Source organism: Frankia sp. Allo2 (assembly GCF_000733325.1).
GTDB lineage: Bacteria > Actinomycetota > Actinomycetes > Frankiales > Frankiaceae > Frankia > Frankia casuarinae.
In genome coordinates, this window is sequence record NZ_JPHT01000098.1 from 1 (window position 1) to 2,228 (window position 2,228).

Sequence of the window (2,228 nt, forward strand, 5' to 3'; positions counted from 1 at the left end):
CCCCCACCAACACCGCCACCAACTCCACCGACCGCTCCATCACCACCCCAACCCGATCACCAGACCGCACCCCAGCCGCCACCAAATCCCGCGCCACCCGATTCGCCGCCGTGTCCAGGCGCGCGTAGGTCAGCGTGACGTACCGGTCCTGCGCAACCCAGTTCGCCGCCGTGTCCGGGTGCGTGTGGGTCAGCGTGACGTACCGGTCCAGCACTGCCACCGCGTCGGGACACTCGGCCACCCGGGCGGCGAACGCCCCGGTCAGCGTGCCGTCGGCCACCGCGGCCCCGGTGTCGTTCCACTCCTGGAGGACCCGGTGACGCTCGTCCGCACCCAGCACGGGCACCTGGCTGACCCGCAGCGTGGGATCGGCGGCGACGCGCTCCAGCACGCCCAGCAGACGTTCGGCCAGCCTCCGCACCGTCGAACGGTCGAACAGGTCGGCGGAGTAGCGCACCACGCCCTCGATGCCGGCCGGTGTCCCGGCGGCGGTCCTGCGTTCCTCCAGGCTGAAGGACAGATCGAACTCGACGGCGTCCCCGTCACCCTGGACCGGCCGCACAGTCAGTCCCGGCAGTTCCCACGGCGTGTCCAGCGGCACGTTCTGAAAGGCCAGCAGGACCTGGAAGACGGGGTGACGGGCGCGGCCACGGAACTCCTCGGCCAGCCGCTCGAACGGCACGTCCTGGTGGGCGTAGGCGGCCAGGTTCCGCTCCCGCACCCGGGCCAGCAGTTCCTCGAACGAGGGGTCGCCGCTGACGTCGGTACGCAGCAGCAGGGTGTTGACGAAGAAGCCGATCAGGTCGTCCAGCGCGGTGTCACCGCGGCCGGCGACCGGCGCCCCGATGGGGATGTCGGTGCCCGCGCCGAGCCGGGACAGCAGCACCGCGATCGCCGACTGGACCACCATGAACAGCGTTCCCCGGCCGCCGCGCACGAGGTCGGTGAGCCGGGCGTGCACCGCGGGGCTGATCCGGATCGGCACCTCACCACCGGTGAAGCTCGCCACGGCCGGGCGCGGCCGGTCGGCGGGCAGGGCGAGCTCGGCGGGCAGGTCGGCCAGTGCCTCGCGCCAGTAGGCCAGTTGCTCGCTGATCAGGCTGTCCGGGTCGGACTCGTCGCCCAGCAGGTCACGCTGCCACATGGCGAAATCGGCGTACTGCACCGGAAGCGGCTCCCACGACGGGGCCTGCCCGCGGGACCGCGCCGCGTAGGCCGTGGGCAGGTCCCTGGCCAGCACGCTCATGGACCAGGCGTCGGTCGCGACGTGGTGGATGACCAGCGACAGCACGTGCTCCCGCTCGGACAGCGCGAACAGCCGGGCCCGCAACGGCGGCTCACGCCCGACGTCGAAGCCGCGGCCCGCCTCGGCCGCCAGCAGACCGGGCAGCTCCTCCGCCGCGGCGAAGACGATCACGAGTTCGGGGTCCTCCCGCAGGATCTGCTGGCGGGGGACACCGTCGGTGTCGGGGAGCACGGTGCGCAGGGCCTCGTGCCGCCGCACGACATCGGTCAGCGCCGCCTGTAACGCCGATCGGTCGAGGTCTCCGCTCAGGTTAAGCGCGTACGGCGTGTTGTAGACCGCGCTGCCCTCCTGGAGCCGGTTGAGGAACCACATCCGGGCCTGGCCGTACGACAGCGGGATCACGTCGGGCCTGGGCCTCGGGACCAACGCGGCGCGGGCCGCGCCGCCCTCGCCGACCAGCCCGGCGACACCGGCCGGGGTGGGCTCGGCGAACAGCGCGCGGATGTCCATCCCGACGTTCAGCTCGGCCTGCACGCGAGCGATCAGCCGCATGGCCAGCAGCGAGTCGCCGCCGAGGTCGAAGAAGCCGTCGTCGGCCCCGACNNNCNCCAGGTCCAGGACCTCGGCGAACAGGGCGCACAACCGCTCCTCGACCGCGGTGCGCGGCCCCCGCCCGGTCGCCAGAGCACCGAAGTCGGGGGCGGGCAACGCCGCGCGGTCCAGCTTGCCGTTGGCGGTCAGCGGCAGCTCCGCCACCTCGACCACCACCGCGGGGACCATGTACTCGGGCAGCCGCCCGGCCACGAACTCCCGGAGCTCCCCGGGATCGAAGCCGGTGCCCGAGGCGGGCACCACGTAGGCGACCAGTCGCTTGCGGTCAGGCTGGTCCTCCCGGGCGAGCACCGCGACCTGGTCGACGGCGGGATGCCCGGACAGCACGGCCTCGATCTCGCCGGGCTCGATCCGGAAACCACGGATCTTC

At 72.9% G+C, this 2,228-nt stretch carries 1 protein-coding gene; it reads right to left on the bottom strand.

Annotated elements, in window-relative coordinates; all coding sequences use genetic code 11:
* Positions 1–2,228, bottom strand: a 2,228-nt coding sequence (locus ALLO2_RS22930; RefSeq protein ID WP_035734768.1) for a condensation domain-containing protein, incomplete at both ends; no start/stop codon positions are given.